Below are 25,875 nucleotides of genomic sequence, written 5' to 3' on the forward strand. Positions count from 1 at the left end.
CAAAATACCATAAGTGTATCGAAATTCATAATTTTTTTAATGTTTATCATTAATTTCTTGTTGATTAGTGATATGCTTTGCTATCAAGAAGTTTGCAATCGATAAAGGAGCAACGCCATGTATGAAACCAATAAGGTCGACGCCTTCATCATGTGGGCCGCAAAAATCCTCGAATGGTTCAACGTCGTCGCATCAGTGGTTCTGCTGGCCGGCACGATTTATCTCGGTGTTGGGCAGCCTTGCCCAAGCTGGATCAAAGAGGCCACCATTCCAAGTATTTACGGTTTTACTTTCGGTATGACATTCTCAGTCATATCCCATCATTTGGTTGCTTTGGGCTGGTACGCTATGGAAGGCATTGCCATTCTCTTGATTCTGGCGTATGCATTCCACAATCTGAGCGCGGCCTTCAAAACCTTGCACCAGCCAGTTGATGGTCAGAACCCGACCCCGTTTCAAAGCTCAATCACGAAAAACATTCACGTCTCCGGAATATGCTTCATCGTTGTTGCAGTATTGGATATGATCGTTTCGTTTGTACTGGGAGCCGTTGACGGAGCTTCTGATTACTTCCTGTCACACACTGAACATTTAGATAGTGCGGATATTTCCAACGCCTGGCTGCCTTGGCTCATCATCGGTATCTTCATTCTCTGCATCACTCGCATTCTGCGCTATGGCGAAAAACTGCAGCAAGAATATGACGAGTTGATTTAGGGAGGTAAATCATGATTTTCAAGCAACACTCGGCACGTTCAGCAACTCGAGATACCACGTCATCACCGAACGATGAGAACCAATCCGCGAATACCGCAAATGTAGCGGACCAAAACGACACCGCCGATACCCTATCAGAAAATCGGGATTCTTTACCATTGACGTATGAGGAGAAAGTCCGCCTTGCCCAACAACAGCACACCACGACCGACGCCATCACTCCATCCGTTCCAGCAGCCGATGAACCTCACCAGCCAAAAGGAACCATCGTGCTGGAACTCGACAAGGTGATGGTCGACCGGCATATGTCGCTCAAGGAGCTGGCGGACGAGGTGGGCATCTCCAACGTCAATCTTTCGAAAATCAAGAACAACCGCGTGGCAGCCATCCGCTTCACGACACTGGCCGGCATCTGTGAAGCTTTGGACTGCCAGCCCGGCGACATCCTCAAGTACGAGACAAAACAATCGATGCGATAAACGCCCGTCCAAACGACGAAAAGCACGTTCCTGGTCCGTTTTCGTGACTTTCGTCGTTCGCCTCGAATTCGAATATCTGGACTTCCAGGCGAACGCGATGACAGAATCCGCAGGCAATCAATGATTACAACGGGAAGTACCTTCGATATTCTCCGGACGCAGCATCGATGCGGGATCCTCGTGCCGCTGACTGACCACTTGGGCCTCATATAAACCGCGGTAATACGGGCAATCGGACAGCAATGTCTCGTGATCACCCTCTCCGACGATATCGCCGTCACGCAGGACGACGATATGACTGGCGTGGGTGATGGTGATGAAACGATGGGCGATGAGGATGGTGGTGCGCCGCGCCCCCCTCTTCCGTATTATCCGCCCGATCCAGTGAGTTGAAGAAATGCTTCTCGGAAAGGGCGTCCACGGATGCGGTCGGCTCATCCATGATCAGCAATGACGGCCGCCTGAACAAAGCGCGGGCCAGGGCGACTCGCTGCCATTGCCCAATGGAAAGTTGGTAGCCACCCTCGAAGTGCCTTCCCAATACAGTATCCAGCCCCTCGGGCAGCGACTGCCCGAGCCTCTTCATCCCTACCAGATCAAGCGCATGTTCAATGGCATCATCATCGTCGATGCGATCCGGATCGCCAAATCCCACATTCTCACGCAAGGGCCGCTCATATCGTATATAATCCTGGAAAATCGCGGAACACCGCTCGTACAATGACGTACGGGAATATTCACTGATATCTCTGCCGTTAATGAAAATCGACCCTTCAGTGGGCTCATAGACACGTAAAATCAGTTTTGCGATCGTCGATTTACCCGCACCATTGAGTCCAACCAGAGCCGAACATTGACCGGCGGGAAGATCAAAGGAGACACCATGGAGAATCTCTTTGCCATCGATGGAACCAGGATAGGCAAATCGTACGTTTCGGAAGGAAACGGTCACGGGCGTTCCATCATCGAGTTTCTCGTCGCCGGAGCGGATCACAGCCGGCTCAATGTCCATGAGATGAACCCAATTGCCGGCGTACAGCAGACTCTGATAGACGCTGGAGACCGAAACCAAAATGAGCAGTACCGATTGTCCGAATGAACCTGTCGCGCTGATATAACCGGCCAGCTGCCCGACGTTGCCTGTATGCATGGCCTGAATCGCACCTACGGAGACCGCCCCGATATTGGCTAGGGTCGTAAGAATCCCCAAGCCAAGCGCAATCCACAGATAGGTACGCGACATAGCGAGATCCTGTTTGAGAAAACCTGCGATAAGCGTCTTGTAACGTCCTGACAACAAACCACCCAGACCAAACAGATGGACTTCCTTGGCTGCATTATCCGATGTCAGAATCGAACGATAATAGTCCGACAAGCGTTGTTCGCCTGCCCGCTGGTAATCGATATTGTACTGTTTGGAACTGGCCATCAATGTGCCGATGGTACCTGGAATAGGCGCCAGCAGAAGGAAAAAGGCCACCCATTTGTTCCATGAAACCAGTAAGGAGAATACGGATACGATAGTGAGCAGCGACTGTAGAAAATCACGTGCGCTATCAAATATAGCGAAGATATGTCCGCCGGTATCCCCTCCGGCCCGCTGTATGCAATCGTTGGTCTGTGCATCCTCGAACTGCTGCGTTTCGAGCGTAGTGAGCTTATCGACGATACTGCAATTAGCGTGGTAGGATAGTTTTTCTCGAATTGAGTCGGAGAGATATTTAATGACGTTCTCGGCCACGAACATTGACACTAAGACCAGAGCAAAAAATATCGCCGAATCGACAACCTTCGCAAGCACACCCGTAGCCACGGAATTCACGATCTGCGTTGTGGCCAAAATCTGTAGGGGCGACAGCAGGGCCCGCACCACAGTAAGAACAAGGAGGACAATGACGGATATCGGTGCTACTGCCGTCAATAGCCGTAATGACTTTCGCAATGTCGTCAGAGACGGGATGCGAGAACGCCCCTTTGCCGCAGGCTTATCATTCCTCGTACTATCACCAGCTTCCATGCCGCTCCCCTTCAAGTCGATTCCATAGATGCGATATGGCCAATGCTACGAATCAGCCAATAACCATCTTTTTCTAATAGTCCACCTGACCCATATATATCATTGACGTGCATATGAAACAAATCCTCTTGTCGAGAACGGATAAAAGAGATCTTATCTGCTCTCGAACCCGGGAAGGGTTCCTTCAGCAGAAAATCTTGGTCGATTCTCGGTTTTTCGCCCGCTCTAGCCAAGATAGCTTCAATGTGTCATTTGAACTTGTCGCAATTCTAAAGGCATTATCGTTCGCAGTCAGAATTGGTCACATCTGTCAACGATTACCGTCAGCTTTTTCGTCGTCGCCCTTGACCGGCAACGGCAGCAACGCATGATGGCGTTTGATCGCCCCCGGCACCTTCCAATCGAAGCGGACGGACAATACACGCAGGACGACAACGAAAGCCACAACGGCAATATCGCCGATGACTTCGAATGTGAACGGGATATGCCCACCCTGATAGGCACGGGTGACGAACACCGTCAGGACGCTGCCGATCAACGCCGGAACGGTGTACCAATGACTGTCGCGGATGACGGCGGGCACATCGTTCAGGAGCATGTCGCGGATGAGGCCTCCCCCGATGGCCGTGATCAGCCCCATGAAGACGGCGGTCATGCCGGAGGTGTGATAGATCAGCGCCTTTTGCGTCCCGTTGACCGCATACAGCCCCAACGCCAAGGCGTCAAGCGCCACCATCGGCCATTTGAGCCTGTCCACCTCGGGATAGATGACAGCGACAGCGACGCCGGTAATCAATGAGGTGATGACCAGTCCCCTGTCGGAAACACCGACAGGTGGCAATGCACCAAGCAGCACGTCACGGATGATGCCGCCGCCGAGGCCGGTGAGCCAGACGGTCAGGAGGATGGCGATGAAATCATACTTTTTCTTGACGGCACACAGCCCGCCCAAAAGACCGCAGCAGAAAGTCGCGATGTATTCGATGGCCCAGAAAAACACGTTACTTTCCAGCGCCAACTGCATATCGCACATCCTTTGCATATTCGTTTGAATAATTGAAGAATATACCAGGTAACGGCCAAACACGGCTATCCAACACTCTGTTCGCATGCAATACTGTAATCCTTGGGTTTATTGCAGCGTCTCGTTGAAGCGGCGCAGCGATTCAGACCGAATCCGCACATACAAAACGGCCTGCATCGTCTCCAAACCCCAGGAAACAATGCAGGCCGCTTCAACAAACCTCAAAGCCGGCAATCGGCGAAGCCGTTCAGCAGACCTTCCACATCCAGTCGTGCGGATCGTCGATCTCACCCATCTGGATGCCGAGCAGCTCGTCACGCAGCTGCAGCGTGAGGTCGCCGGACTTGTTGCCGTTGACCTCGACGTCGAAGGTCTCGGACTTGAAGCGGCCGATCGGGGTGATGATGGCGGCGGTGCCGCAGGCGAAGACCTCGGTGACCTCGCCGGACTTGATGTCTTCCAGCAGGTCGTCGAGCTTGATCATGGTCTCGACGACATCGCGGCCGTGGTCCTGCGCCAGCTGGATGAGCGAGCGGCGGGTGACGCCGGGAAGGATGTTGCCCGTCAGCGACGGAGTCTCCAAATGGCCGTCCTTGTGCACGGTGAACATGTTCATGCCGCCGAGTTCCTCAAGGTAGGTCTTGGTGGCCGCGTCGACGAAGCAGACCTGCTCGCAGCCGTGGTCGGCGCCGCGGTACTCGCCCAGCAGGGAGGCCGCATAATTGCCGCCGCACTTGGCGAAGCCGGTGCCACCGGGGCCGGTGCGGAACCACTTGTCCTCCACCCAGATGCTCACCGGCTTGACGCCGCCCGGGAAGTACGGGCCGGAGGGCGAGGCGATGACGCAGTAGTCGACGGTCTGCGGGGCGCGCACGCCGAGGAACGCCTCGGAGGCGAACATATACGGCCGCATGTAGAGCGTGTACTCGCGACGGGTCGGCACCCATTCGACGTCGCGCTTGACCAGCGCGGCGACGGAACCCAGGAAATCGTCCTTGGAAAGTTCAGGCAGATAAAGGCGCTTGGCGGAATTGGCGAAACGCTCGGCGTTCGCGTCCGGACGGAACAGCCAGGTGCTGCCGTCGGCGTGGCGATAGGCCTTGAGACCTTCGAAACACTCCTGCGCATAGTGCAGAACGGAGGCGCCAGGATCCATGGCAAGCGGACCATACGGCTCGACCCGGCGATCGCCCCAGCCGCTGGACTTGTGCCATACCATGTGGACCATGTTGTCGCTGAAAAGCTGGCCGAACGCCGGCTTGTCAATCAGCTTCGCGCGCTCGGCGTCGGTTGCGGGATGTGGGTTGTCAAGAACCTTGAAAGGCTCGGTCAATTGCGACAACGCTTGCGGATCATGATGGGTTTGCTCAGTCATTTGCACTTCTTCTTTGCTTCAGCCGCCGTGACGGCCGGAATGGTGGTTTGCCGTACGCTTGTGGCGCTTTGGTTATGCTGCTACCTTTGCACAGAACCGCACAGGTATGGTGGAATAGTTCACATTCTGAAAATCCTGCCTAGTCAATCGAAAACAATCACCTATCAAAACCAAAGAACAAAATGACCCGTGCAGCCGATATAAACGGACTGCACGGGCCAATATGAAGAGATTTACGGACCAACAAAGAATCCAAAAATCTCAGATATCGCTAACGATATCTGCTGATCACTTCTTGTCGGCGTCAGCAGCTGCGGCATCAGCAGCAGGAGCAGCGGCGTCACCTTCGGCCGCGGCGCCTTCAGTGCTTTCGGCGGCGGCATCCTCAGCGGAGACCGCGGTGGTGGCGGTGGCGTCCTCAGGCACCTCGACGGTGACCACGGACTCTTCGGGATCGGTGTTGACGAGCTCGACGCCCTTCGGCAGCTCGAGATCATGAGCAAAGACCTTCTCGCCGTCCTGCAGGCCATCGACATTGACGTCGATACGCTCGGGCAGCTGGTCGACGCTGGCACGCACACGCAGCTGCTGAATATCGACGAACGCGACTGCCGCGCCCTTCGGGGTACCCACGGCGAAGACCGGGACCTCGACCTCGATCTTCTCGCCGGCCTTGACCTCGTAGAAGTCGATGTGCTCGACAATGCGCTTGACAGGGTTGCGCTGGACGTCCTTGACGACGGCCATCTTGGAATCCTTGCCGTACTTGATGGTGAACAGCGCGTTCGTGCGGCGCAGGGCCAAGGTGGTCTCACGCATCGGCAGCTTCACGAAAACTGGGTCGTTGCCGCCGGCGTAGATGGTGGCCGGAATCTGCTTGGCCACGCGCATACGGCGGGCCACGCCCTTGCCGAACTCATTGCGGACTTCGCCTTCGATGGTAATGGTGTTTGCCATAATCTAATCTCCTTGAGATTTACCTACTAATACACTGCGTTGTTTCGGTGCACCGACGCGCCGAAATCACAGCCTCAAAGAGACCCAAAACATTCAGCCCAGTCGATAACGGGAATCGCTTCCCCTCGCCAAAGCGCGGCAGATATTCAGACCTGCCGAAACAACACTCAATATCATATCAGCCGGCCTGACATGCCACCTCACATTGTCGATAATGGCGTAAAGCGATGTCTCCGATTGCAAAATCCCGCTCCAGCCTTCATTGGCGGAACGGGATTTTTATGGCACGAAACTACCGATACGGCGAATAATACATCACCAAAGACCGATGACCTTCCACCAGCCGACGCCGACGGTCAGGAAGATGACGGTGGTGACCATGGCGCAGATGATGCCCACACGAAGGAATTCGGAGGTCTTGAGATAATCCGCGCCGTAGATCAGGGCGGAGGGGCCGGACGCATAATGCGTCATGGCTCCGATCAGACCGGAAAGAGCGCCAAAGGTGAGTACGGCAACGGGCGCAGGCGCACCTGCAGCGATGGTGACGGTGACGAAGAGCGTGTACAGCGCGACCACCTGAGCCAGCTCGGAGGCGAACAGATAATGGACCAGCACGTAGCAGATGCCAAGAATGAAGAGGACAGCGTACCAAGGCATGCCACCTACCATGTGTGCGATCAGGCCGCCGAGCCAATCGGTGACGCCTAGGGTGCTCAACGGCTTGGCCATGCCGACCAGCACGCCGAAGAAGATCAGCGTGGACCAGGCGGACTTGTCGTTGGCCATGGATTTCCAAGTGATGATTCCCGTGCACAGTAGGATGGTGACGCCGAGGAAGGCGACCGTGGTGGCCGAGATTCCGGTCATCGAACCGGTGGCCCAGAGGATGAGCATCAGCACGAAGGAAAGCGCCATGACCCATTCCTTGGGGCTCAGCGAACCCATCGCTTTGAGTTCCGCTTTGGCGTCTGTTCTGGCTGTGGGCACATGCTTGATGGTCGGCGGGAATATCTTGTAGATCAGGACCGGAATAAGGATCAGGCAAAGCAGACCAGGAACGATGCAGGCGATCGCCCACGTTCCCCAGCCGATCGGATGGTGCATCTGCGAGGCAAGCTGAATCACCACGGGCCCGGCGGCCATGGAAGTGGCGAACATCGCCGAAGTGATGGCGTTGACGTTGTTGGCCGTGGCGGAAAGGAACCCACCCAGCTTCTTGCGGGATTCCTCGGATTCGGTGGTCGACCCCTGAACCTCGCTGATCGATTGGATGATCGGGAACAGAATGCCGCCCAGACGTGCGGTATTGGAAGGTGTGGCAGGCGCCAGCACCAAATCAGCGGCCGCAAGGCCATAGGAGATGCCGAGAGAGGATTTGCCAAGCCATGAAATGAAGACCAGCGCGATGCGACGTCCCAGACCGGTCGAGACGAAGCCCTGGGCAATGAAGAACGCCGCGACGATCAGCCAGATCGAAGCACTGCCAAGGCCCGAGAACGCCTCTTTCGAAGGATCCATCGCCCCGGTGAGCATGGCCACGGTCAGGCCGATGATGGCGACAGCGGAAGTCGGCAAAGGCTGGAGAATCAGGCCGAGAATCGTACCGACGAACACGCCCAGCATATGCATGCCACCTGGGTGCACCCCTTGGGGAGGCGGTATGACGAAAATCGCAAGTCCGACAACCACGCAGATGGCGGCCTTGATGATCTTGGTCTTGTTAATGGCGATGGCTCCAGACGACGGAGCCGGGGAATTTGCTGCCATAGCTTCTCCTTAAACTAGTGAACGGTGCCTGATAAATGGGCTTCTTTGCCACTCAGCAGATCGTCTTTCTAGGCTATCCGATAGACAATGTTGTCCACAAATAACATTTTCTAATATGCGTCAATCCTTGAAATTCCGACGTTTTATACAGATCAACCGTCGTGTATACGATATTGGAAATATTTATTTGCGGGGCCGCCATCCTCTTGTATAGCGTGAAACGTAAGCACACGCTTCGGTAAAGACGCCGAGGCCTTTAAGAGAATGCGAGCGATGATGACAACGATGAACGCGTTACACGATTCCTTTGTCAACCGTGATCTGGCCTACTCCTACGACGAACGCAAGGAACTGGGCATCGATGGGCTGCTTCCCGCGGCCGTCCAGGACCTCGATCACCAGGAGGCCGTGGTCTATGAACGTTTCCAGTCGAAGACGACCAATCTGGAAAAGCGAATCTATCTGATGAGCGTATGCCGCAGGAACCGTAACCTCTTCTATGTGAGCATGGGTCGTCACCTGACCGAGTACATGCCCATCGTCTACGCGCCGACCGTGGCCCAGTCCATCCAGCGTTACACCGAGTTCTACACCGGCAGCGATGTGGCCTACATCTCCATCGACCACCCCGACCGCATCAAGGCTGCGCTCAAACAATATGCCGGCGATCGAGAAATCGACCTGGTCGTGGCCACTGACGGCGAAGGCATCTTGGGCATCGGCGACTGGGGTTCCAACGGGGCGGAAATCCTTACCGGCAAACTCGCCGTCTACACGGCCGCAGCCGGCATAGACCCCTCACGCGTGCTGCCTGTGATGATCGACGTCGGCACCGACCGCAAGGAGCTGCTCGACAACCCGAATTACATGGGCAACCGCTTCAACCGCGTGCGAGGGCAGCGTTACGACGATTTCATCGACGACTTCGTGCATGCAAGCCTCGATCTCTACCCCAGCGCCCTCATCCACTGGGAGGACTTCGGACGTTCCACCGCGGCGCCGATCCTCGAACGTTATCGCAACAACGTACTGACCCTGAACGATGACATCCAAGGCACCGGTGTGACCATGCTGGCCGCACTGATCGCCGCCCGCAACATCGCGAAAACCGATTTCAAGGACACCCGCATCCTGGTCTACGGTGCAGGCACCGCCGGAGTGGGCATCGCGGACCAGCTGGTCGAGGATCTCATCGAACGCGGCGGCATCGACCCGGAGGTCGCCTTGCGTCAAGTGGCGCTGGTCGACCGCTTCGGCCTGATCGAGGAAGGTCAGGACGACCTGACCGAAGGCCAGAAGAAGTATGCCCGCAAGCCCGGGGAATTCGCCGGACTCAGCGACCCGACCGACTTGGCAGCCATTGTCGAGGCGTTCAAGCCGACCGTGCTTATCGGCACCTCCACCAATACCGGTGCCTTCACCGAGGACGTGGTGCGCACGATGTCCAAGTACTGCGAGCGCCCGCTGATCTGCCCGATCTCAAACCCGACCGAGCTGATGGAGGCCAAGGCGGTCGATGTGATCAACTGGAGCGACGGCCGTGCGTTCGTCACCACCGGCACACCTTCCGATCCGGTCGAATACAACGGGGTCACGCATTACGTCGGCCAAGGCAACAATGCGCTGATGTACCCTGGCATCTGCTTCGGCGCCATCGTGGGCAAGGCCAGCCATATCAGCCAAGGCATGCTTCTGGCCGCGGCATACGCCATCTCGGATATGATCGACGTCGACAAGCCGGGCGTGGCCGTTCTGCCACCGGTCAGCAGTCTCACCGAAATCTCACGCCGCGTGGCCTACGCGGTGGCCAGCGAGGCCATCAAGGAAGGCCTCAACCGCGAGCCCGTCGGCGACGTGAACGCGGCACTGGACGCGGCCACCTGGCATCCCGGATACTAGGATTCCGCAGCAAAACGATTGATGACAATACTCGTTTTGCTCATCGGTAGAGACGAAACCCAACAATAACCATCGCTGACAGCGGACGATTCGACTTTGCGGCATCAGGTGCAGCATATGAGGTTGAACCGTTCGCTGTCAGCCAATTTCCGGACAATCATCATTTAAACTGAACCGTATCAAAGGGGATAGAAGGGCAGGTCATATGGCTCCTATAGAAAGTATTCGTGATCTCGAATTGTTCCGTCTGGTGTGTGAGCTTGGAAGCTTCACCGATGCGGCAGCCGTGGCCCATGTCTCCCAACCCACCGTTTCGCAGGCAGTGAAACGCATGGAAATGCGGATCGGTTCCCCGCTGATTCGCCGCAGCCGTTTCGGCGCGGACGGAGGTCTTGTCATCACTGCGGCAGGACGCGTGCTGGTACAGCGCAGCAAAGCTATTTTCGACCAGATCGACGGGCTTAACGATGATTTGAAACACCTGAACTCACCCAGCCGCTATCGCGTCGGCCTGCCTCCCATCCTTTCGAAATATCTGTTCGGCAATAATTCATTCGCGACTTTGGGCGATGCCGTGGGCGGCAACGTCGCCATCTCGACGGTGGGCTCGCAAGCCATGTTGCACAAGATCAAGCAGCATACCGTCGATTTCGGAATTATCGCCGTCAGCGGGGATGCACCCGATATCCCCGGCATCGATATGGTCAAGGTGGCCAGTTCATCATTCGGCCTGGTGACCTCGCGCAACCGTAAAGGCATCACCCCGCGCGTGGACATCGGCACGCTTCAGAGGGGTGACGACGATCTCAATTTCGTGACACTCAACCATGAATATGTGCATGCACAGGCCTCTGATCAATTACTGAACGAGCTGGATATCCCCATGCCGACCATCGAGGTCTCCGATGTCAACATGATGAAATCCATCATCGCTTCGAACCAAGCCATAGGGCTGATGGCCTCCATAGCAATCGAGGACGAACCGGAATTCAGATTCGTACCGCTTGACGGCGCGCAACTGCCTTCTTTCGACATCTATTCTTTCATGAATCATGCGGCCCGTCACGAACAAGGAGCCGAGGCGTTCTCTTCACTGGTCAACCGTCGTTTTGACAGAGACAAGAACGGGAAAAGCTGAAATCGCGATCATATCTGGATTCGCATAGCGATACCTTACAATGGAAGTGAAACAGCTCAACGGCTTGTCGTTCATGTCCAGGGAGGTCCTATGAGTCAGCAATACACCAGCAAGACACGGCTTATTCGACTCTTGACCGGCCTGACGGTCTCTATCGGCACGTTCTATGCACTCGCCGACTATCTTTTCCGCTTTGTTCTCGAGCCCGGCTCAAGGCATTCCCTGTTCAGCAGCAACCGGCCGGATGCCACTCTTGCCTCCCGTCAGCCACACCACGACGCCGATGAGGAGGCCGAGGCCGTACGCTGGTTCGACAGTGCCAAGCGCGAAGCGAAAATCACAGCCCGAGACGGGACACGCCTGCACGGCTGGATGCTCGACCCCGACTGCGCCGACCCTCCGCGCCATTTCTATGCCATCTGCTGCCACGGATTCTCCGGAGATCCGAAGGAGATGGCGAAATATGCGCATCGTTTCGCCGGCATGGGTTTCACCGTGCTCACCCCGGCCAGCCGTTGCCACGAATTGAGCGGCGGGAAATACATCGGCATGGGCGCCTTGGAACATCGTGACCTGCTGCTCTGGATCGAAACCATCGTCACCACCGACCCGAAAGCCCAGATCCTGCTGGACGGCAATTCCATGGGAGCGGCAACCGTGATGCTCACAGCGGGCGACCCGCATCTGCCGAAGAACGTCAAGGCCGCCATCGCCGACTGCGGCTACACCAGTCTTGAAGACCAATTCCTATATAGCGCGAGACACCTTTACCACGCCCCGACGTTCCTGGCCCGCCCGGTGATCGGCATCATGAGTTCCATCGCACGCAGGCGCGCCGGTTACGATTTCAAGGAAGCCTCGTGCGTCAACGCTTTGGGACACACCTCGATTCCCATGCTTTTCATCCATGGATCGGCAGACGACTTCGTCGACCCGGCAAGCCTCGACCGCAATTTCCGGGCCTGCGCAAGCACCGTCAAGCAAAAACTCATGATTGCCGGGGCCGCGCATGCGATGTCGGCCTCTACCGATCCCAAACGCTATTGGAAGACCGTAACGGCGTTCGTGGGCCGTGTGTTCCGCCTGGAGCGGCCCAAAGGCGTCGGAGGGTATATCGTTTTTAACTGATAGCGCAAACCGTTTGTTTCCGTACGTTCAGGCGGCAATCCATTGTTGCGGCTTCACATATCCGTTTGCACAGGCACAGTTTTTTCTTCCCTACTGTTTCAGCTTCGAAAGCATGGCATGACTTATCTGTCGCGTCTAACCGCCTTACGCTACCGTAAGGTGACGAAACACGACAAATCCTATAGAATTGGCTTTATTACTTGAAATACCGCCATAACAGAAGGTCGAGGAAAGCGCACGTGTCAGTCATCAATTCACTGAAAAAGGGAACGCTGAAGTTAAGTCAGAAGGCCTTCCATCTGGGAAGCGGTTTCGAGCATCCGGTCAACACCGAGGATCCGGAAACACCCGATTTCAACGACGAACGCCATCTCGCAACCGTAAAACCCGTCGATTTCTCAACCCTGCCCCACACCCACGAATGGGGTCCGGGCTACCCCACCAGGCTTTTCGTGGACGAAAAGACCGGCCTGCTGACCGTGACCACGGCTGGGAATCCTCCCGTAGACGACGACATGTCGATCTACGATCTCTACGTCGAGCGCGCACAGCGCATGGGCGACGATCCGCTCTACACTTTCAAAGCCGACAACCAATGGGTCACCAAAACGGCCAACGAGTTTCTCGAGGACGTACGCGCTGTGGCCAAGGGCCTGATGCACTACGGCCTTGACAAAGGCGATGGCGTCTCCTTCATGTCCCACACCTCTTATGAATGGGACGTCGTCGACGCGGCGGTTATGGCCGTGGGCGGCGTGCTGGCGACCATCTATGACACCGATTCGGCCGAGCAGATCCGTAATATCGTCAACAATTCGGATTCACGACTGCTCATCGTCGAAACCAATGACATGCGCGAAAAGGCGGACGGTGCCGTTGAAGACTGCCCCACACTGGAAAAGATCTACACGCTTGAGGCGGGCGCACTTGAAGAGCTGCGTGATTACGGCAAGTCGGTAAGCGACGAAACACTCGACCAACGCATCGATTCCATCAAGAAAACCGACCTGTGCTCCATTGTCTACACCTCAGGTTCCACCGCAGCACCCAAAGGCGTCGAGATGACGCACGAGCACTACTGCACCACTGCGCTGAATCTGCGCGATTACATGCCTGATCTGCTCCATCAAAAGGGCAAATCCGTCCTGCTTTTCCTGCCACAGGCACATACCTTCGCCCGTGCGGTCAATTACATCGTGGTCGCCAGCGATCTGCGCATCTACATCGCCGGCGGCATCAAAACGCTGATCAGCGACCTGCAGGTCTCCAAGCCCATCGTCACCATCCTCGTACCCCGTGTATTGGAAAAGGTGTACAACGCCGCCTCCCAGAAAGCCGGAAACGGGCCAAAGGGCGTCGCATTCGCCGCAGCCGTTGTGGCGGCGCAGGAATACGAGAAGGAAATGAGCGAAAACGGCAAGGCCGGCTTCACCACACGCGCACGCCGCGCCGCCTTCGATCCGATCGTCTACAAATCGTTGCGCGAAGTCCTTGGCGGGCAGGCCGAATGGTTCGTCGCCGGCGGCGCTCCCCTCGACCCGGAGCTGCTCGCCTTCTTCCGCGGGGCCAATGTGCCCGCCTACGAAGGCTATGGCCTGACCGAAACCACCGCACCTTGCGCGTTCAACCCGAAGGGAACGCCGTTCCACGAGGGATCCGTAGGCGTGCCTTACCCCGGCTTCTCGATTCGTTTGGCCGAAGACGGCGAGATTCAGGTCAAGGGCACCTGCGTCTTCCACCGTTATCACAAGAACGACGAGGCCACCGAACTGGCTTTCACCCCCGACGGCTGGTACGCCACCGGCGATCTGGGCCGTATCAGCGACGACGGTTTCCTCTATATCACCGGACGCAAGAAGGACCTCATCATCACCGCCGGCGGCAAGAACGTCGCCCCCGGCCCGATCGAAGAGATCATCCAGCGTTGCCCGTTCGTCTCCCAAGCGCTGGTACTTGGCGACAAGCGCCCGTTCATCTCCGCGCTGGTTACTTTGGACGAAATCTCGCTGCGTTCCTGGCTCGATGCCGCCGGCCTGGACCAAAACATGCCCATGGAAGAAGCCTGCAAGAACGCCGTAGTGCGAGCGGAGGCGCAGAAGTGGATCGACAAGGCCAACGAAGGAGTCTCTCGCGCCGAATCCGTGCGTAAGTTCATCCTCCTGCCTGAAGAATTCACACAGGAGAACGGCCTGATGACCGCCTCAATGAAGGTCAAGCGCCCCGCGGTCATCAAGCGCTACGCCAATCTGCTCAACACGCAGATGTACACCAAGAAGAAGTAGCCGTCTCCGTTTCGTTGCGTACCTCATTTGGTGCTGGTAAAGGGCATATTTGTTATCCTTATATGCGGTTTACCGGCACCAAATCGTATGCGGTGAAATTTTTGTCGGTTTCCCAAACCTTAGTGCTGGTAAACGGACTTTCACGAATTGTTCAGTGCCGTTTACCGGTATTACGTGTATGCGAATAAGCGGTTGCTCGTATTCTGTATGCTCACACGACAGTTGGACTGCTGATCTGTATAACAGTCGAATTCCGGTACCTATCGATCATTCGTGAATTTTTTCACGTTGCTGCTGGAAAACCGGATATTAACGGCCGCAATAATCCGTTTTCCAGCAGTAAAAGACGTCGTTGGTCATCATTGATAGCCCCGTATCAGTTTTTCATATGGCACAATGCGTGCATTTTGGCCGGTTGACGGCTACTATGGCAACAAGTGCCGCGAATGTGTCCCGCTCAATTGTTCAGTTGAGGTATGGGACGCGGCGCAACTAGCGAGTAAGTATTCATCACGAAGCGGGAGGGCACCCATGGACTGGAGCTTTATAGCCCATAACGCCCACTACTTCGTCAACGCCGGTTACATGACCGTCTTCATCTCGTTCTTCGGTATCGTCTTCAGCATCATTTTGGGCATGGTTTGCTCGGCAATCGAAGTGGCGAATGTCCCGGTTTTGAAGCAGATCATTCGCATCTATATTGAACTTTCCCGCAATACACCGTTGCTGGTCCAGTTGTATTTCCTGTATTTCGGACTGCCGAAACTCGGCGTCTCGTGGTCGGCGGAAACCTGCGCAATCGTCGGACTCACCTTCCTCGGCGGGTCGTATATGGCCGAAGCGCTGCGTGGAGGGTTCGAAGCCGTGCCACAGGTCCAGCGCGAATCGGCGCAGGTGCTCGGTTTCAGCCCTTCGCAGATGCTTCTCCACGTCACCGTGCCGCAGGCGCTTTCCACCGCCATTCCGGGCGTGGTGGCCAATATCATCTTCCTGGTCAAGGAATCGTCGGTGGTCTCGGCCATCGCGCTTGCGGACGTCATGTACGTCACCAAGGACTTGATGGGCCAGACCTACAACACCTACGAATCACTGACCTTGCTGATCGTCACCTACCTGATCATCCTTCTGCCGATCTCCATCATCGGCACGGTTTTGGAGAGGAGGTTCGACTATGCACGGCGCTGAGATACTGTTGCAGCCGGGCGTCTTCCCGCGTCTGCTGCAAGGCCTGTGGGTCACGATCTGGATTGCCGGGGTTTCCGTCCTGCTTTCCCTGCCGGTCGGCCTGCTCGTCGGCTGGCTGATGACCATGCGCAATCCGATCGTGCGGTTCATCATGCGCGTCTATCTCGATTTCATCCGCATCATGCCCCAGCTGGCATTGCTGTTCATCGCCTTCTACGGTTTCGCACGCGCCTTCAACTGGAACCTCGATGCCACCGGTGCCTGCGTGCTGGTCTTCGTGCTTTGGGGCGGGGCCGAGCTCGGCGACTTGGTGCGAGGCGCGCTGGAATCGATTCCTCGCACGCAGTACGAATCGGCTCAGGTGCTCGGTCTCAACTCCTGGCAGACTTTCAGCAGGGTCATCCTTCCCCAGGCTTTGCGCCGTCTGCTGCCTGCCAGCGTCAATCTCATCACCCGCATCGTCAAGACCACGTCCTTGGCAGCGTTGCTCGGCGTGATCGAGGTCATCAAGGTGGGCCAGCAGATCATCGACGCGAACCGCTTCCAATACCCGGATGCGACGCTGTGGGTCTACGGCGTGATCTTCTTCATGTATTTCCTTGTATGCTGGCCGCTCTCCATTGTGGCCAGAAAGCTTGAAAAGAGGTGGGCTCATGACTGATACGACGGTTACGACGATTCCAACATCACAAGCGAACGCGAACGCCCCGCACGAAACCCTGCATATCCGGCATATCACCAAACAATACGACAACGCCGACAAGCCGGTTTTGAACGACATCTCCTTCGACGTGCCGGCCGGCCAGGTGTTCGTCATTCTCGGGCCTTCCGGCTCGGGCAAGTCCACGCTGCTGCGCACCATCGCGGGGCTCGAACCCATTCAGGGCGGCGATATCACCATCGGCGACGAGGTGCTGCGCACTTCCGGTAAGAAGAAGAATACCGCCAAAGCCAACTCGGACAATGAATCAGCTTCCAAGGCCGAAAACAGAGACGCAAACCCGGTAAAGGTCGGTATGGTCTTCCAAAGCTATGATCTCTTCCCCAACAAGACCGTGCTCGGCAACATCATGCTCGCGCCGGTGCTCGTCCAGAAGCGCAAGAAGGATGAAGTCAAAGCCGAGGCCATCAAACTATTGGAACGCGTAGGGCTCGCCGACCGCCAGGACGCGTGGCCTCACGAGCTTTCCGGCGGGCAACGCCAGCGCGTCGCCATCTGCCGTGCCCTGATCGAGCACCCTCAAATCATGCTTTTCGACGAAGTGACCGCAGCACTCGACCCCGAAATGGTGCGGGAAGTGCTCGACGTCATCGTGGAACTGGCGGACAGCGGCCAAACCATGCTCATCGTCACCCACGAAATGGCATTCGCCCGCGCGGTGGCCGACCATATCATCCTGCTTGAGGACGGCGGTATCGTCGAGGAATCCGACGATGCAGAACAATTCTTCACCCATCCACAGTCCGAACGCGCCCAGCAGTTCCTGAACACGTTCACGTATGCTCGTGAGAGACAATAGCTGATATTTTTTATCAGCTCCAACCGAACAACAAACAAAGGGAGGTCGAAATGATGAACCGGAACTTACCGAATATGAGCGTGACGGCACGAATGTGCAACGCTACGGAGCCGAACCGATGTCAGCTCATGGCCTCCATGTCTCGCTGATCTGCATTCATCAGATCTGACATCTCGGGTTTGCCGATCCATTACGTAGATATACCGATTTGAATCTGCAATGGACAAACCCGTGCAACATTGGAATTTCGATATTCCATCTTTTCAGATAAAACCATCACTTTTTATATTCACTTCCGATATTACTTAGTAAAAGAAAAGAAAGAAACAACCATGACAACGAACGTATTGAAACGTGCGGCACAAGTAGCAATCTCAGCGGCAGCGGCCGTGGCCATGCTGGCGGGATTCGCCGCGTGCGGCCCAACCGGTGCCACCCCAAGCAGCGACAATAATTCCGGTTCCAGCACCTCCGGAGCGGGCAAGCAGCAAAGCGCGCGCACGCTTGCGGAAATTAAGAAATCCGGCAAACTCAAGGTCGCGGTCTTCTCCGACAAGGCACCGTTCGGCTACGTCGACAAGGACGGCAAGAACCAGGGCTACGACATCGTCTTCGCCGAGCGTCTGGCCAAGGACCTCGGTGTCAAGCCGGAGTACACCACCGTCGACCCGGCGGCCCGTGTCGACGTGCTCGCCAGCAACAAGGTCGATGTCACCCTTGCCAACTTCACCGTCACCCCCGAACGCGAGGAGAAGGTCGACTTCGCCAAGCCGTACATGAAGGTCGCGCTGGGCGTGGTCTCCCCCGAATCCAAGCCGATCAAAAGCGTCGACGAGCTCAAGGGCAAGACGCTGATCATCGCCAAAGGCACCACCGCCGAACCGTACTTCGCCAAGTACCCCGACATCAAGCTACAGAAGTACGACCAGTACGCGGACGCCTACAACGCCCTGCTCGACGGCCGCGGCGACGCGATGAGCACCGACAACACCGAAGTGCTCGCGTGGGCCAAGGCCAACAAGGGCTTCACCGTCGGCATCACCAAGCTCGGCGACGAACAGCCCATCGCCCCCGCCGTGCAGAAAGGCAACAAGGAGCTGCTCAACCACATCAACGAGGAAATCGTGAAGCTCGGCCGCGAACAGTTCTTCCACAAGGACTACGAGCAGACCCTGAAGCCGGTCTACGGCAGCTCCTCCAACCCCGACGACATCGTGGTTGAGGGCGGCAAGCTCTGACTGCTCTCTGCTCGGTGAATAAAGCCAAGGAATAAATCGGCTACATATAAGTTGTGCCTGTTCAATCGTATAGATTGCGATCGAACAGGCACAACTGTTTACAGAGCATGCTTTATTTTGTCAAGCCAACGATTTAGGTACGCTTAGCTCATGTCTTTTCCCTCGCTGAGGGTCTGGATGTGGAAGCCGGATGTCCCTCAAGTTTCATAGGGCCCGGCTTCCACGCTTTTATACAGCGATTCAGAAGCCCAGACGTTCGAGCTGCTTCGGGTCGGATTGCCAGCCTTTGGCGACCTTGACGTGGAGGTCGAGTTTGGACTTTTGGCCGACGATGCGGTTGACGGCGGTGCGCAGGCGCTTCTTGACCTGCACTAGGTGTTCGGCGCGGTGGCCGATGATGATGGGCTTCTGCGAGTTGCGTTCGACGAAGATGGAGACCATGACATGAGCCTTGCCGTCGGCCGTTTCGGGATTGTCGGATTCGCCTGGACGGTCGATGGAGTCGACGACCACGGCCAGCGAATGCGGCAGCTCGTCGTCCAACTCTTCGAGGAACGCGCCACGCACCAGCTCGGCGATGGTATCCTCAGGCTTCTCCTCGGTAATCTGGTCATCGGGATACATCTGCGGGCCTTCGGGCATGTTGTCGATGAGCACGCGCTTGACCTCAGCGACATTGTCGCGTTCCAAGGCACTGACCGGCACCACATCGGTGAAGTCGGTGAACTGGCTGATCTCGATGAGCTTGGCCATCAGCTCCTGACGGTTGAGCTCGTCGATCTTGGTGACAATGGCGATCAGCGGCACCTTCCAAACGAACTTGCCGTGTTCATGATCATCGTCGTGCTTACTGCTTTGAGCACCGTTACCGCCTTTGCCAGCACCGGCATGCTGTTTTCCGCCGATTTCACTGCCGTCCTTGACCTTGCGGGCAAACTCGCTGCGCAGTCGGCTCAGGATGCGCTTGTCCCCCGGCCCGATCTCTTGGTCGGCGGGCAGCAGGAACGCGATCTCGTCCACGTCGCTCAGCGACTCGTCCACCACATCGTTGAGCCTCTGGCCGAGCAGCGTGCGAGGACGGTGGATGCCGGGAGTGTCGACCAGCACGAGCTGGGCGTTGTCGGTGGTGAGAATCCCACGAATAGCCTTACGTGTGGTCTCCGGGCGCGAGGAGGCAATGGCGACCTGCGTGCCGATGAGTGAATTGATAAGCGTGGATTTGCCGACGTTCGGCCGTCCGACCACGGCGACAAAGCCGGAACGGTACGGCTGGGATTGCGCCTCGGTATTGCTATCGACCTTCACCGCTGCCGAAACCGGCTTCCCTGCCTGCTTGCGTCCGCTGGACCTGCCGTTGGCTGCCATGTGCGCGTCGGCACCTTGCTTATCGTTCATTCACGCTCCGTTTCTTCCTCATTCGAATCGAACAATGATTATATTATAAATTAAGGGTAATCCGTTCACTGCTAACCGCGATAGATAAAACCTTTGGTATGCGGAGGCTCAGTCCTCGGTCTCGTCGCCTTTATCGGCTCGCGAATCACGATGATGCTCGGTTTCGCTGTCATCGTCTTCGGTTTTGAATGTCGCTGGTTCGACCACGATGGTCGAGACCTTCTTGCGTCGTCCTGCGGAATCTACGGCGGTCAAGCGCAATCCTCGCGTCACCGCGCTCATGCCGACAATCGGCACACGGCCGAGCAGTTTGGTCAGAAGACCATAGACGGTATCCACGTCGTCCTCATCGATATCAACCTCGAAAAGCTCTTCCAAGTCGGCAATCGGTGTGCGGGCCGGCATCTGCCACTTGCGCTCCCCGATCTTCTTGGGCTCGGTGTGCTGGATGCGGTCATGCTCGTCCTCGAGTTCACCGACGATCTGCTCGATGGCATCCTCGATGGTCACCAGTCCGGCGATGCCACCGTATTCATCGACCACTACGGCCACATGCTGCCGGGTGCGCTGCATCTCATGGAAGAGATCATCGACCGGCTTGGATTCCGGCACCAGCATCGGCTGCCGGCAAATCGACTTGACCTCGCGCGTGCGGGCCTCAGGATTGAAAGCGGTGGCACGCACGGCGTCCTTCAGATAGGCCATACCGACCAAATCGTCAACGTCCTCGCCAATGATCGGGATACGGGAGAAGCCGGAACGCGAGCACAGCTGCAGAAAATGCTCGAGCGTGGAATCGGATTCGACGCAGATCATATCGGTACGCGGCACCATGATCTCGCGGGTCAACGTGTCGGAAAGCATCAGCACATTGCGCAACATCTCGGCGACTTCGGGGTCGAAATCGTCGGTTTCGACCAGCCGATCGATGGTCGCACGCCCCTGTTCGCGCTGAATCTTCTCGAGCTCCTCGTCGTCGGAAAGCTCGTCTTCCTTGTCGCGGCGACGCTGGTCCTTGCCTTCCCCGGCCTTGGCAAAAGGCGTCAACGCAACTGCCAGTGAAATGGTGCCGGAAAAACGCATCATCACGTCGAGCGGCTTCGAAGCACCGGCGGAACGCGGACGAAGCAGCACCGAGACCACGGCCACGATCAGGGCGAACACCACTCCGGTGACCAACGCGATCCACAGCGGCTGCGAAACGAGCATGACGATGATCGCCACCAGAACGCCGTCAAAAACGTTGCAGAAAATACGGAAGAACGCGCAGGAGCCGGAAGTCGCATAACGGTCGACGATCAGCCGCTGCACCTGGTGAACCTTACGAATCTGCTTGGCCTGCGCAAACTTGCCGAGGTCCTGGTCGTCGGTCTGGATCTCGATGATCCGATTGTTGAGACTGGCCTTGGTGACGCGCGAGACGGCCGACTCGCTCGATGCCATCATCAGCGAAAGCCACACCAGCAGTGCCGCCACGATGACGAGCACAACAACGGTGACGACGGTCAGGATATCCATATTCTTACGTACTTTCCTATTCCCCAATATGTTTTGCGATTTGTTGCGATAGACGTTTCATCCATCTTCACATCGGTATCTTCGAGCTTATTCGCAAGGCACGATAGCGGTCTTGCGTCGACGGCCAAACACAGCAAGGCCGCAAGACCGATCATCGGATCGGACGAAAACGGAATCGAAACGCATTTCGCCACAGGCTGGAAATCCACTCACGATTCCTTATTGTTGCCCGAGGTATGGTTCGCGTCCCATTGCTCCAGCAGGTCCGTGGAACCGGCAGGTAAGACGGCCTGCGGCACCGGCTGGTCGCGAACGGCGAAGAAGGTCAAGAGCAGCTGACGTTGCAGTCCGAACATCTGGCGTTCCTGCTCGGGGTTGATGTGATCGTAGCCCAGCAAATGAAGGGTGCCGTGGATGGCCAGCAGCATCATCTCGTCCATCGTGGAATGGCCGGCCGCTGCGGCCTGTTGCGCAGCCACCCACGGACAGATGACGATATCGCCCAACACACCCTCCATGATCTGGCCGTCTTCGCCCGGCCGCAGCTCGTCCATGGGGAAGCTCATCACGTCGGTCGGTCCTTCGAGCTGCATCCAGCGCATGTGCAGCTGGGCGATCGGGTCGGGGTCGACGAAGAGGATGGTCAGGTCAGACTGCGTGCTCACCTGCATGCGTTCCATCACCCACAAACCCAGGTCGGAGAAGAGTTTCGGGTCGATCTGCCAGACCGTCTCATTGGTGACTTCGACGCTCAACGGCGTTCCTTTCCATTCGGTTTGTGTGCGGGCTCTTTGGCGGCATGCTCATCGTAGGCCCGCACGATCTTGCCGACCAGCTCATGGCGTACCACGTCTTTGGCGCCAAGATGTGCGAAACTGATGCCGTCGATACCGCCCAGAATCGATTCGATGGACTTAAGCCCGGAATGTGGTACGGCCAGATCGATCTGGGTGACGTCGCCGGTGATGACCATCTTGGTGTTGAAGCCAAGACGTGTCAGAAACATCTTCATCTGCTGCTCGGTCGTGTTCTGCGCTTCGTCGAGAATGACGAACGCATCGTTCAGCGTGCGGCCACGCATGTAGGCGAGCGGCGCGACCTCGATGGTGCCGTCGGTCATGTAGCGATGCATCTGGCCGGCGCCGAGCATGTCGGAAAGCGCGTCGTAGAGCGGACGCAGATACGGGTCGACCTTGTCGTTCAACGTTCCGGGCAGATAACCCAGGCTTTCGCCGGCCTCGACCGCCGGACGCGTGAGGATGATACGGCTAACGCGACCATCTTCGAAAGCACGCACCGCCTTGGCGACGGCGAGATAGGTCTTGCCGGTTCCTGCCGGTCCGATGGCGAAGGTGATGGTATTGGCATCGATTGCTCGAACATAGAAGACCTGACCGGCGGTTTTCGCACGGACAGGCTCGCCGTTGGCGAACGCGATGACACCTGGGACATGGCGGTTGGCGGAGGAACGTTTGGCCTCCGAAACGTCATCCTCATTATCTACACCGAAACGTGATTTCGACCGTTGGCCCATGCCGGTGCCAGCGAACCCCCGCGTATAGGAATGCTGCGCATAACCGCGCCCGCGGCCGCCGTCACCCATCATTCCAGCCTTCTTGCCGACCTGCCGGGCCTCGAGCATCCGCCGCACGTTCATCGCGTCGGCCGGCGCCTTGTAGGCCGCGTCGATGATGTTGTTCAGCACGTCGAAGACCTTGTCGGCCTCAACGTCGTCGCGCTTGTTGTACGCGGCGATCTCGATACGGTTGCCTCGCACGAACACATTGACCTCCGGGAAGGCGTGCTGCACCTCGGCGAGTACCTTGTCGCCCGACCCCAACACGGCAACCGGATCGAGTTCGGCAGGAATGGTGATGACTCGTTTTGCGCTGGCCAACCCCGACTACTCCTCCATCGTTTCGCCGGTCAACACATGCGCGTGCACGTGGAAGACCGACTGGCCGGCATCCTTGCCGGAATTAAAGATCAAACGAAACGCGCCGTGGAATTCCTTGTCCGCGATGGACTGCGCCACCTCGACGATATGCGCGAGTTCAGCGGGGTCGGCCTTGGCCAGTTCGGCGACGTTGGCATAGTGCTTCTTCGGCACGACCAGCACATGGACCTTCGCCTTGGGGTTGAGGTCGTTGAATGCGTAGGTGGTGTCGTCTTCGTACACCTTGGTGCTCGGGATCTCACCCGCGATGATCTTGCAGAACAGGCAATCGTCGGCCATATATGCTCCTTGCTCAAGCTTTCGGACGCGTCCGCGCCCTACTCCCCCATGCTATTAGCTTGCACGGATAATTACGCTGGCCGACACAGCAAGTCTATGCGAACCGCCCCAACGAACGTGACAGCAGCGAGAGAGCCACTGGACCGGCGGTCGAGGCGCGCATGATGTTGGCCCCAAGCACGCACACCTCAGCACCGGCATCGGTGAATTGCCCGACCTCGTCGTCGCTGATGCCGCCTTCCGGGCCGACCACGACGTAAATCGTACGAGGTTTGCCGTCGTCGAGACAACGCTGCTCAAGCGCGGCGACCTTGCGCTCGATCCCGTCCCACGTCGCGGTCGCATCCTGGTGCAGGACGATCACGAGCTCGTGGTGGACGCACGCCCGACGGCAGATCGCGACGATGCCTTTGCTGCTCACACACTCATCCAGTGTCGGTTTCCAAGCCCTGCGCGACTGTTCGGTGGCGGCGACGAGCGTCTGGTCCCATTTTCTGTCGGTGCGCCCGGCCTTCCACTTCGATATCGAACGGTTGGCCTGCCACGGCACCACCTCGTCGACGCCGATCTGCGTGGCCATGTCGATCGCCTCAACGTCGTGACCGGTTTTCGCCAGTGCCTGCACCAACGCGAGTCTGGTGACCGGCCGCTCCTCCGTGGTGAATTCCGAGACTTTGACCAAACCGTTCTGTGTATCGGCCACTTGCGCGTCGATACGCAGCCCGTGGCCATCCGAAAGCTGCAGTTCGTCGCCACGTTGCAGGCGCATGGCACCGGTCGCGTGTCGTTTGAGCGCAGGCGGCAGGGTGATGGTCCATCCCGCACGCAGCTCGTCGCGATTGACCGGCACATCGTCGTGCGCGGCATCAAATACAAAAAGTGGACTTGTCATAATTCAAGGCTACCGGAACCACGGACGAGCGACCAGGCAGGTCAGCCGAACCGCCTCTTTTACTTTTACATGTTGACGGCCAGTCCGAAAACTCGCATTCAGCAACCGGCATCATATTTATCAAGTATCGAGGAGAGGACTTCAGTCCCCGGTCTTGGTCCTCCGCCGTTCGACACACCGACCTGCCTAACAGGGGCAGAATGGTGTATAGTACTATCTGTTGCTTAAACGACACCTGCCCAGGTGGCGGAATGGTAGACGCGCTAGCTTGAGGTGCTAGTTCCTATAATTTTACAGGAGTACGGGTTCAACTCCCGTCCTGGGCACGAAAACTAAAGACTCGAGACCCCTTGGAAATCAAGGGGTCTCAGTGTATTCGACCGCTTTTCAGTGCTGAATACGAACCAGATTTGAGCACAAAACGGCATAAAAGGGCACAGAACTTTCAAACGGTTTCGCTAACAAAGGACTAAAATCACATGCGGATCATCAACATCGAGTCGGTCGACGACGAACGGGTGGCCGCGTATGTGAGCTTGACCGAAGCACAGCTGCGCAATCGGCTCGAACCGGAAAAGGGCATCTTCATCGCCGAATCCCCCAAAGTCATCGATCGAGCCTTGGCGGCGGACCGCGAGCCGGTTTCGCTTCTGGTCGAAGAACCCTGGCTTGACGGCATGGCAGACATGTTTGAGCGTATCGACAAGCGCTGGGGTGACGAGGTTCCGGTCTATGTCGCTTCACCCGAGCAGTTGAAGAAACTTACCGGCTATCGGCTCCATCGCGGAGCTCTGGCCGCCATGCGTCGCTGGAAACTGCCGACTGTCGCTGAGCTCTGCAAGGACGCGCGACGCATCGCGGTGATGGAGAATATAGTCGATCACACCAACGTCGGAGCCCTGATGCGTTCGGCCGCGGCGCTCGACGTCGATGCGGTGCTGGTTACTCCTTCGTGTGGCGACCCTCTGTACCGTCGCGCGGCACGCGTCTCGATGGGTACGGTATTCCAAGTTCCGTGGACCCGTATCGACGCGGAAACGCTGGAAGATAGCGACGACGCGCACGTCAATGGTTCCGGAAGCGACCACCAGACGGAGACCATGGC

General features: G+C 57.1%; 21 protein-coding genes, 1 tRNA gene and 1 pseudogene. 12 read left to right on the forward strand and 11 right to left on the reverse strand.

The genetic code is table 11. The annotated features are described in order from the left end of the window. Positions 1–117: 117 nt before the first annotated feature. Positions 118–717: a hypothetical protein gene (locus OZX71_RS04825; RefSeq protein ID WP_277159534.1), complete on the forward strand. Its 600-nt coding sequence runs from the start codon at positions 118–120 to the stop codon at positions 715–717. Between the two features lie 290 nt (positions 718–1,007). After that, positions 1,008–1,196 carry a helix-turn-helix transcriptional regulator gene (locus OZX71_RS04830; protein WP_277147353.1) on the forward strand — a complete coding sequence of 63 codons (189 nt, stop codon included), beginning with the start codon at positions 1,008–1,010 and terminating at the stop codon, positions 1,194–1,196. Positions 1,197–1,473: 277 nt separating this feature from the next. Here the strand turns inward: OZX71_RS04830 and OZX71_RS04835 are convergent, their stop codons facing one another. The 5 genes from OZX71_RS04835 to OZX71_RS04855 all read right to left on the reverse strand — a co-directional run bounded on the left by OZX71_RS04835 (position 1,474) and on the right by OZX71_RS04855 (position 8,339). After that, positions 1,474–3,213 carry an ABC transporter ATP-binding protein gene (locus OZX71_RS04835; protein ID WP_277146661.1) on the reverse strand — a complete coding sequence of 580 codons (1,740 nt, stop codon included), beginning with the start codon at positions 3,211–3,213 and terminating at the stop codon, positions 1,474–1,476. A 310-nt stretch (positions 3,214–3,523) separates the two neighbouring features. Then, positions 3,524–4,237 carry a TRIC cation channel family protein gene (locus tag OZX71_RS04840; RefSeq protein WP_277146660.1) on the reverse strand — a complete coding sequence of 238 codons (714 nt, stop codon included), beginning with the start codon at positions 4,235–4,237 and terminating at the stop codon, positions 3,524–3,526. 247 nt (positions 4,238–4,484) lie between these two features. Then, positions 4,485–5,612 carry a branched-chain amino acid aminotransferase gene (locus OZX71_RS04845; RefSeq protein WP_277159535.1) on the reverse strand — a complete coding sequence of 376 codons (1,128 nt, stop codon included), beginning with the start codon at positions 5,610–5,612 and terminating at the stop codon, positions 4,485–4,487. Positions 5,613–5,900: 288 nt separating this feature from the next. Further along, positions 5,901–6,569 carry a 50S ribosomal protein L25/general stress protein Ctc gene (locus OZX71_RS04850; protein ID WP_277146658.1) on the reverse strand — a complete coding sequence of 223 codons (669 nt, stop codon included), beginning with the start codon at positions 6,567–6,569 and terminating at the stop codon, positions 5,901–5,903. 315 nt (positions 6,570–6,884) lie between these two features. Then, positions 6,885–8,339, reverse strand: a complete 1,455-nt coding sequence (locus tag OZX71_RS04855; protein ID WP_277159536.1) for a DASS family sodium-coupled anion symporter — start codon at positions 8,337–8,339, stop codon at positions 6,885–6,887. Positions 8,340–8,603: 264 nt separating this feature from the next. Here OZX71_RS04855 and OZX71_RS04860 point away from each other — a divergent pair, with 264 nt between their 5' ends. From OZX71_RS04860 to OZX71_RS04895, 8 genes are all read left to right on the forward strand, one after another. Continuing rightward, positions 8,604–10,238 carry an NAD-dependent malic enzyme gene (locus tag OZX71_RS04860; protein ID WP_277159537.1) on the forward strand — a complete coding sequence of 545 codons (1,635 nt, stop codon included), beginning with the start codon at positions 8,604–8,606 and terminating at the stop codon, positions 10,236–10,238. Between the two features lie 205 nt (positions 10,239–10,443). Then, complete coding sequence (locus OZX71_RS04865; RefSeq protein ID WP_277159538.1) at positions 10,444–11,376, forward strand: LysR family transcriptional regulator; 933 nt, start codon at positions 10,444–10,446, stop codon at positions 11,374–11,376. A 90-nt stretch (positions 11,377–11,466) separates the two neighbouring features. Next, positions 11,467–12,504, forward strand: a complete 1,038-nt coding sequence (locus OZX71_RS04870) for an alpha/beta hydrolase (RefSeq protein WP_277159539.1) — start codon at positions 11,467–11,469, stop codon at positions 12,502–12,504. Between the two features lie 239 nt (positions 12,505–12,743). Next, the gene (locus tag OZX71_RS04875) at positions 12,744–14,786 is read left to right on the forward strand and encodes an AMP-dependent synthetase/ligase (protein WP_277159540.1); all 2,043 of its coding nucleotides are present in this window, start codon (positions 12,744–12,746) and stop codon (positions 14,784–14,786) included. A 531-nt stretch (positions 14,787–15,317) separates the two neighbouring features. Continuing rightward, positions 15,318–15,971, forward strand: a complete 654-nt coding sequence (locus OZX71_RS04880; protein WP_277146652.1) for an amino acid ABC transporter permease — start codon at positions 15,318–15,320, stop codon at positions 15,969–15,971. Further along, positions 15,958–16,632 carry an amino acid ABC transporter permease gene (locus tag OZX71_RS04885; RefSeq protein WP_277159541.1) on the forward strand — a complete coding sequence of 225 codons (675 nt, stop codon included), beginning with the start codon at positions 15,958–15,960 and terminating at the stop codon, positions 16,630–16,632. Before OZX71_RS04880 ends, OZX71_RS04885 begins: the two co-directional genes overlap by 14 nt. Then, positions 16,625–17,491, forward strand: coding sequence for an amino acid ABC transporter ATP-binding protein (locus tag OZX71_RS04890; RefSeq protein WP_277159542.1), 867 nt, complete (start codon positions 16,625–16,627; stop codon positions 17,489–17,491). Before OZX71_RS04885 ends, OZX71_RS04890 begins: the two co-directional genes overlap by 8 nt. 332 nt (positions 17,492–17,823) lie before the next feature. Next, a complete protein-coding gene (locus tag OZX71_RS04895; RefSeq protein ID WP_277159543.1) occupies positions 17,824–18,729 on the forward strand; it encodes a cysteine ABC transporter substrate-binding protein in 906 nt (301 codons plus the stop codon). Positions 18,730–18,969: 240 nt separating this feature from the next. On the opposite strand, the gene OZX71_RS04900 is transcribed toward OZX71_RS04895, so the two are convergent. From OZX71_RS04900 to OZX71_RS04925, 6 genes are all read right to left on the reverse strand, one after another. Further along, a complete protein-coding gene (locus OZX71_RS04900) occupies positions 18,970–20,124 on the reverse strand; it encodes a GTPase Era (RefSeq protein ID WP_277159544.1) in 1,155 nt (384 codons plus the stop codon). A 108-nt stretch (positions 20,125–20,232) separates the two neighbouring features. Then, the gene (locus tag OZX71_RS04905) at positions 20,233–21,642 is read right to left on the reverse strand and encodes a hemolysin family protein (protein WP_277159545.1); all 1,410 of its coding nucleotides are present in this window, start codon (positions 21,640–21,642) and stop codon (positions 20,233–20,235) included. Between the two features lie 209 nt (positions 21,643–21,851). Then, complete coding sequence (gene ybeY / locus OZX71_RS04910; protein ID WP_277146646.1) at positions 21,852–22,397, reverse strand: rRNA maturation RNase YbeY; 546 nt, start codon at positions 22,395–22,397, stop codon at positions 21,852–21,854. Further along, positions 22,394–23,539: a PhoH family protein gene (locus OZX71_RS04915; RefSeq protein ID WP_277159546.1), complete on the reverse strand. Its 1,146-nt coding sequence runs from the start codon at positions 23,537–23,539 to the stop codon at positions 22,394–22,396. The genes ybeY and OZX71_RS04915 overlap by 4 nt, the downstream gene beginning before the upstream one ends. A gap of 6 nt (positions 23,540–23,545) precedes the next feature. Next, positions 23,546–23,878, reverse strand: coding sequence for a histidine triad nucleotide-binding protein (locus tag OZX71_RS04920; RefSeq protein WP_277146644.1), 333 nt, complete (start codon positions 23,876–23,878; stop codon positions 23,546–23,548). 94 nt (positions 23,879–23,972) lie between these two features. Beyond that, positions 23,973–24,770 carry a 16S rRNA (uracil(1498)-N(3))-methyltransferase gene (locus OZX71_RS04925; RefSeq protein ID WP_277159548.1) on the reverse strand — a complete coding sequence of 266 codons (798 nt, stop codon included), beginning with the start codon at positions 24,768–24,770 and terminating at the stop codon, positions 23,973–23,975. A gap of 237 nt (positions 24,771–25,007) precedes the next feature. Between OZX71_RS04925 and OZX71_RS04930 the strand changes: the two genes are divergently transcribed. Both OZX71_RS04930 and OZX71_RS08700 read left to right on the forward strand, forming a co-directional pair. Then, positions 25,008–25,096 (forward strand) — tRNA-Leu (locus OZX71_RS04930). A 153-nt stretch (positions 25,097–25,249) separates the two neighbouring features. Then, positions 25,250–25,798 (forward strand): annotated as a pseudogene (locus OZX71_RS08700) (TrmH family RNA methyltransferase); the annotation flags it as partial. Between the last annotated feature and the right edge of the window lie 77 nt (positions 25,799–25,875).

Source organism: Bifidobacterium sp. ESL0764, from assembly GCF_029395515.1.
In the GTDB taxonomy this organism is placed as follows: Bacteria; Actinomycetota; Actinomycetes; order Actinomycetales; family Bifidobacteriaceae; genus Bifidobacterium.